Annotated in this window: 9 protein-coding genes; all 9 read right to left on the bottom strand. The window is 34.1% G+C overall.

Annotated elements, in window-relative coordinates; all coding sequences use genetic code 11:
• Positions 1–469, bottom strand: a 469-nt coding sequence (locus tag HMPREF9402_RS10780) for a DUF2680 domain-containing protein (RefSeq protein ID WP_009607373.1), incomplete at its 3' end; no start/stop codon positions are given.
• A gap of 765 nt (positions 470–1234) precedes the next feature.
• Positions 1235–2098 (bottom strand): metallophosphoesterase, encoded by an 864-nt coding sequence (locus HMPREF9402_RS10785; protein WP_237701272.1) that lies wholly within the window; start codon positions 2096–2098, stop codon positions 1235–1237.
• A 14-nt stretch (positions 2099–2112) separates the two neighbouring features.
• Positions 2113–3528, bottom strand: coding sequence for a cardiolipin synthase (gene cls, locus HMPREF9402_RS10790; RefSeq protein WP_009607370.1), 1416 nt, complete (start codon positions 3526–3528; stop codon positions 2113–2115).
• Positions 3529–3564: 36 nt separating this feature from the next.
• Positions 3565–4065, bottom strand: a complete 501-nt coding sequence (locus HMPREF9402_RS10795) for a DedA family protein (protein WP_009607367.1) — start codon at positions 4063–4065, stop codon at positions 3565–3567.
• A gap of 120 nt (positions 4066–4185) precedes the next feature.
• Positions 4186–4836, bottom strand: a complete 651-nt coding sequence (locus tag HMPREF9402_RS10800; RefSeq protein ID WP_009607368.1) for an SdpI family protein — start codon at positions 4834–4836, stop codon at positions 4186–4188.
• Positions 4826–5101: an autorepressor SdpR family transcription factor gene (locus HMPREF9402_RS10805; RefSeq protein ID WP_006784901.1), complete on the bottom strand. Its 276-nt coding sequence runs from the start codon at positions 5099–5101 to the stop codon at positions 4826–4828. Before HMPREF9402_RS10805 ends, HMPREF9402_RS10800 begins: the two co-directional genes overlap by 11 nt.
• Positions 5102–5121: 20 nt before the next feature.
• Entirely contained in the window at positions 5122–5943 is an 822-nt protein-coding gene (locus tag HMPREF9402_RS10810; RefSeq protein WP_006784900.1) for a YhfC family intramembrane metalloprotease, read from the bottom strand.
• An 89-nt stretch (positions 5944–6032) separates the two neighbouring features.
• Positions 6033–6518 (bottom strand): GNAT family N-acetyltransferase, encoded by a 486-nt coding sequence (locus HMPREF9402_RS10815; protein ID WP_009607369.1) that lies wholly within the window; start codon positions 6516–6518, stop codon positions 6033–6035.
• Positions 6519–6560: 42 nt separating this feature from the next.
• Positions 6561–7364, bottom strand: a complete 804-nt coding sequence (locus tag HMPREF9402_RS10820; RefSeq protein ID WP_009607372.1) for a potassium channel family protein — start codon at positions 7362–7364, stop codon at positions 6561–6563.
• Between the last annotated feature and the right edge of the window lie 62 nt (positions 7365–7426).

Raw genomic sequence — 7426 nt, forward strand, 5'->3', positions numbered from 1 at the left:
CTACTTCGCCTTTTTCAGTTGAAGCGTTTTGTGTTTTAGAAGTTTTAGATTCTTCTTTTGTCTCAGATTCTGGTTTAGGGGCTTTTGGTCCTCGAGGCCCAGCTACCCCAATAAACATTTGTTCATTACGAGCTTTTTCTGAAAATTCAGCCATATATTTTTGCATAGCTTGTGCTTCATCTTTTGAAATAATTCCATATTCAACGTATTTATCTAATAACTTGACTTTAGCCACATTCACTTTATCAAATAAGTCGTAGATTTCTTTTTTCTGATCTGCAGTTAACGCATCAAATTTTGCTTGAGCTTCTTTAAATTTTTGTTCATGTTTAGCCATTTCAGCCTTTTGATCTTCTGTTAATTGCTGTGATACTGAAATGACGTCATCATTTTTTTCAGCAGCTTGTCCATTTATGCCACCTAGGCCAACAAGCATACAGGCTGTAAAAATTGAGATTACTTTTTTCACAAAAAAACACCTTCTTCAAATAATTCTTACACAACCGACAAAATTAGTTTGAGCATTTTTTGTCGATTATTGTGTGCCAACTTCTTCTTTATCAGATAATATTTAGAAATTAAAAAACAGACAACAAAAAAAAGCAGAATCACTCTGCTTTTATCGTCCATATAAACCGGTTTTAAGTTCATGAATATTAACTTCTTTATCTGGTATTTTGACTCATTTGCTAGCTCAATTGCCGATTCAATATCGTATTTAAGTCAATAAAACTGAATAGAAAAGTCTGCTTCTTGTTGGGAATTTAAAATTCCCTCTAAGATAACATAGGCGGCCATTGGGATTAAATCGAAAGAATTTCCAACACTTCTGACATTAAATAACACTCTTTCGTCGCGTAAATATTGTAAATAATCACCCTGAATACCGCACTATAACTCACGAGGATTAGCATGAAATAAACGAATATACCGTCCGCTTAAGTCAAATCCAGTAACTTCTCGAAGCGTTCTCAATATTTCTAATCGTCTCCCACCGAATGCATGTCGGTATTACCAAAATAAAATCTTCCCAATTTCCTTTTGCAATAACTTGGCACTTTTTTAAATAGAGATCAACCACTTCCTTTGATTGTGACCCTTTTCCAATCATATCACCAAACAAAAAATGGGTTTTTGTTCAATATCATGCAAGACGACCTTAAGAGAAGGCATATTTCCATGTCTATCAGAAATAAGGGCAAAGTTTCACTTTTCTCATTTATATTCTCTCGACTTATTCAGGATTGATCTCAATCATCACCACATCTGGTCGATTAAACAAACGAAGTCTTCCTAACCCTCGACTTACAATCAGATTTGACGAATTAAATCGATAATGTCCCCCACTATATTTAGGAAACAATTTGCGTTCAGGGGATAGAATCCCTCCGATAAAAGGTAGTCTTACAGCGCCTCCATGAACATGTCCGCAACAAATTAAATCAACTTCATGTTCAAGATAGATCGGAATTAAAAATGGGTTATGCGCAAGTAGAATATTATAATGATGCGGTGATGTGGGCTCTAGCACATCAGAAACCTTTTTAATAGGATGAATATCATCAATTGCTGAAATTTTTTCTGGGACGGCACAATAATGAGCCAATGGAACGGTTAATCCTTGAATATGTAACTTTACATCTTGTAGTTGAATCAGATTCGTGTCATTTTTCAAGACATGCACTCCCAATGCTCTTAAATCATTTAAATAAGTCTCATACCACCCATTTTCTAGATTGAGCGTATCATAGCGTGCTGTTAATTCATGATTTCCTTCGATATAATACATTGGAATTTGATCACTTAATGCCGCTGCAACTGATAAAAAGGCATCCCCATTATGATCTGTTGAACTAATCATATCCCCTGTTGTCACAATTAAATCCGGTTTAAGTTCCCGGACTTTTTTAATCAGTCGCTCATTATTAACTCCGAATTCTTTAGAATGCAAATCGGATAAGTGAACAATTTTTATTTTATGCTTGAGTTTCTCTGTTTTAAGATAGAACGTACTTACTTTTAACGTTTCTAATTCGAAATATAAAAATCCTATCCCAAACAGTAGTAAGGCTAACAGCATCATAAGTCTTTCACACACCCTTTCCCTGTCCTTTATAAAATCATCGAGATGACGCGATAAATACTTTCTTCCATTCTTACCCACCATCGCTTATTTAATTCGTATGAGTCATCCACTATTAAACAATTCTCCAAATCTTTATTAAATTGATGATTTAACTGCTCTGTAAACGTTTCATTATAAACAAAAGCACTAATTTCATAATTAATTTTAAAACTTCTTTGATCCATATTAGTTGAACCAATACAACTAACTTTGCCATCAACTGTCATAATTTTTGAATGTAAAAACCCTTTATATAAATAGACGGTAATTCCTGCTTCCCGTAACTCTTTAATAAATGAAGTAGTCGTTCGATAAACGTAGTGATGATCCGCAATCGTTGGAATCATCACCTCTACCTTAACGCCTGAATAAGCAGCCATTTTTAACGTCTCGAGAAATAAATTATCCGGTATAAAATAAGGGGTTTGAATTTGAATCGACTTCATGGCTGTTTGAATCATTTTTACCATCCCTGATTTAATATCATCCGTACTCGTATCGGGTCCATCACTCACAATTTGCATTTCACACTCTTTCTCACCCCTATGAGATGAGAAATAATTCTTGAATTTTGTTTTAATCTGATTTTCTTCTTCAACATCATCACAAACCATGAAATAATCACGTAAAAAACGGAGCTGTAAAAAACGAACGGATTCACCTATGATTCGCAAATGAGCATCTCGCCAAGGAGAATATTTCGGATCTAAAGACATATATTCTTTTCCAATATTCATTCCTCCCATATAACCTATTTTACCATCAATCACCACAATTTTACGATGATTACGATAATTATAATTTAATCCAACTAAACGTATTTTAGCAGGGTGAAAATTATAGACCTTTCCGCCTGCTCGAATAATTGGATCAAAAAAATGCATCGGTGTTCCAAAGCATCCCGCCCCATCATAAATAACGCGTACTTCTACCCCTTCGTGTGCCTTTTTTGCTAATAAATTGACAAATTCAGTTCCGAGTTCATCTTGACGAATAATAAAATATAGAAAATGAATAGATGTCGTGGCTTGACTGATATCTAAATACAGTTGCTTATACTTTGATTCCCCTTCAGAATAAAACGTCAAATCATTATATCGTGTTAACTTCGCTTGATTAAATTGACGATTATACCGCATAATGGACCTGATAGGTTCATCAACGTTTGATTCATAATGTAAATCACTCACATTTTCTTCAATGGTATCAACTAGATTCACTTTCTTTGACACTTTTGGTGTTCTTTCAAAAAGTAGATAAAAAATAAACCCAATGACCGGAATAAAAACTAAAACGAGTATCCAAGCCAATAATAAAGAAGGTTCTTTTCGTTTATAAAATATTAAATTCCCAATTAAAAAGAGATTAATTAGTCTGATTATAATTAAAAGAAACGCGATCATATTGCATCCTCCAACTAAAAAAATCCCCCTTTATTATTATTTTAAAAATAAATAACCAAATGCATAGCCTGCATAGATAAACACAATATTCCATATGGCAATCCCTGCTATTGAATAAAGACTAAATGAGACGAAGTTCATTCGAAGCGTTCCCACTGTTAATGAAATCAATGTTCTAGCAACAGGAATAAGCCTGGCAATAAATACCCCTTTATTTCCATGGCGATCCGTATACCCTATCGCCTTATCAATAGACGGTTGTAAATTGACAAACTTTTGATAAAATTTATCTAAAATGGGTTTCCCTAAAAAATAACCAATAAAATATAAGACATAGCTTCCTAATAAGCCCGCCATAATCGAAACAATTAAGGCGGTCATGAAGTTCATGTCACTGCTTGCAATTAAAATCCCAGCGGCAGGCATAATAATTCCAGCTGGTAGTCCAGGTAAATTCATATACTCGAGAAACACAATGATAAATAAAAAATATAAACCATAAGTCGAAAAGTAATCTAAAACTGTATATATATCCAATCCATTCCCCACCTTTTTGTCATTAATCATGTACCTTATTATGTCATAAATTTTGGATTTTATTCAATCTAAAAATAGCATAACTTCAACGGAAAACTTGTAAAAAAAAGATGGAATTTCTTAAGAAATTCCATCTTTTTTATTCGATTGACAATGATATAGATAATATGAGTATCCCATTGAAAAAATGATTGGAATAAAAATACAAGCCAGATATAAGCTCATTCCTACTATACCTGATACAAAAGCACAGAAAAGCATTAAAACGCCACTCACAACGATTAAATAAGAACTCATACGATGCGTTTTAGTCCAAACCTCATCACTTGCTAAAGTCCATGGCGTACGAATGCCAAACGTATAATTCGGTTTCACTTGTCCTAAATAATTCCCCATGACAATAAATAAAATCGAAATTCCAATCTTAACAATCAAATCAATGGGCAGTTCAACTCCTAAAGCAACAAGAAAAGTCATGATTTGTAAGACAACCATAAATAAGATTAAGATTAACATCACACGTTCATATGCTTTTGTAAATTTAGAAAAAGATTTTTGCTTTGGATCAATTTTTGGCATAAGCCAAAATAACCCATACATGAAAGCAGGAAGACAAGCTAGAACAATAGCCATCCATCTAGGGCTGTAACCATCCACATCACCATTGATGTTCCAGTGCGTTGGAATTTGCTGTGGTAAAACAGGATAAGCGATGAGTGTTGCGACGAGTGTCAATCCTATCACACTGACTAAAAATTTATTAATTTTCATGATTCCCTCCTCGATACATAAACTCATAAAACCACCCAATCACATCTTGAACCACGGTTGTATTTAACGTATAGACAACGAATTGCCCTCTTTTTTCACTTTGTACTAAATCCGCATTTTTTAAGATGTTTAAGTGATGAGTAATAGAAGGCTTACTCATGTCAAAACATTCTGCAATTTGCCCCGCTGTCATCTCACCCTTGTTCAATTTTTTTAAAATCGTACGACGAGTGGGATCCGCGAGTGCTTGAAAAACCTTATTCACTAACTTACCTCCTTATGTTACTAATACCCAGCTTTTTGATACTTTTGTAATTCTTGATCCTCAGGAATAGATAAATCTTCTTTATATCGCTTTATTTGTCTGAAAATAAACACTAAGAATCCAATGGCAAAGAGCGTGACGAGTCCTTCGGTTGCAATTAAATTAACTTTTCCAAGTTGATAAAGCGCCGCTGGCAAATCTAACGAGGCATGTAATAAAATAGCGAAAAGATAATACTTGATTTTACGTTCACGAACGGCTTTAAACACAAGAACCGATAATCCAATTTGGATGATGAGCGTCATCAAACGTTCATAGCCTGCCACCCCAAATATAATGGGCGACACCATCGTTAATTGTTCGGTTATGGATTGCTCAAGTGCTGTACTAAACCCCAAATTTTCAATTAATCCATGATTAATAAACAAAGAGATAACGATATTACTAATATACGTTGTCCCGACAATTAGCATCGCTTCTATTCCGCCATGGCCAACGCCATAGCTCAAACTATCTTGAAGTCTTGTTTGTTTTTTTAAACAAAACCTAAAACAAAGATAACGAGCTGTTTCCTCAAAAATACCAGCCATTAATCCCCCATATAAACTATAAATAACAGGCTGAGTTAACCAACTTGACGTGTTTCCATTTACGACTAAGAAATAATAATTGATCGGTGCTTCAATCACCTGAACTGCAACGACAAATGCAATCATTCCGGTTAAAAAACTTGTAATAGAAGCTTGATATCTCTTTCTTAGCCACCAAATTAAAACAAGTGGTACTATAAAACAAACAAAACACGTTATCCCCATCATGATGAATGATGATGTACTAACCATTATACCATCCCCCAATAATTAGTTAATTATCTAATTAATAATCTTATTATAGAAAATGTATGTTTGAGTGTCAATTAAGATTCCTAAGATTACCTAATGATTTTTTCATATGACTTTTCAGTTGAATTTTCTCCAACTTTTTTAAACCCTAGCGACTCAAAAAGCCGTTGTGAACTCGTATTATAGTGAAAAATGGCAGGCACAGATATTTTTTGCATCCCTTTCTCTTTAGCGCGCTTTAATAGGGTTTTAATCACCTGCTTTCCAATTCCTTGTTGCCAATATGCCTCAACACCGATGGCAATAGGTAGATTCTCTTCCCACAACGTGACATCTCCAATCGAGACCCAATCCTGATTTTCACGAACTTGAATGAAATAAAGTTCTCCTCTAGTGCTTAAAAATTCATACATATTATAAATTTCATCTAGCCCATAAACTCGATTGCTAATTCCTTCTGATAAATACATCACTTTCTCATTTTGATACCAAGGCAGTGCGTGATCCCACTCTGATTTATCCGGCGTATATAAGCGAAGTCTTTCCTGAATATTAATGATTTTAGGTTGATTCATTTTCTCTCTCCTTTACAGTCTACTATCATATCACACCTTAGGTTACTCTTCCTCTTTTTTCTCAATAACTTTCACACGTTCTTCTTGTATTTCCTCCTGACCTTTTTTTATAAGGGTTAAGACAGAAATAATTTGTTGAAATTCCTCAAAGCTCAATTCATCAAAATGATTCAATTTTTCAATCATCTCATCTACAATTTTAGGACGATAGACATCATGGCTTTTATTTAAAAAATAGGTTGAAATCGTCCCCGTTAAAGCTCCTAAAAAGCCAATCCCAGTTAACATGACAACAGAAGCAATGAGACGTCCGATTCCCGTTTTAGGTACGATATCACCATATCCCACCGTCGTTAACGTAACAATGCTCCACCATAATGAATCTTTAAATGAAAATCCTTCAACGAGTGAGATCCCACCAGCGCCTAACAATACAATGACAAGAGTGGCTAAGGACACATAATGAAGATTATTCGTTTTAAAAAATTGACTGATTTGTTTAAAAGCTGTCGTTAACATGACTGTGACCTTTACCACCTTTGTAAATCTTAACAAAGGTAATAATTCTGCCACTCGAGCGAGCCGAAATAAGCGATAAATGGAGAAAAAGGGAATGATGACAATTAAATCTATCTTATGAGATAAAAAAAACTGTTTCTTATCTTTACTGACTCCAAGTCTCACCAGATAATCAACGAAAAAAAATAGCCAAATTAAAACATCTAATGTATTAAAAAGCGCATCAATTTGAGGCGTTAATGAGAGAGTTAATTGTAACAGCGTCATAATGATGACAACAAAAGACAAAACAATAATGGTGGCTTGATATAACGACATTTTCTTCATAAATAACCTCAACTCAAATTCATTCTTTTTATTAGTTTTATCCTAATTTCAATTCCTATAAC

The organism is Turicibacter sp. HGF1 (genome assembly GCF_000191865.1).
Taxonomy (GTDB): domain Bacteria; phylum Bacillota_I; class Bacilli_A; order MOL361; family Turicibacteraceae; genus Turicibacter; species Turicibacter sanguinis.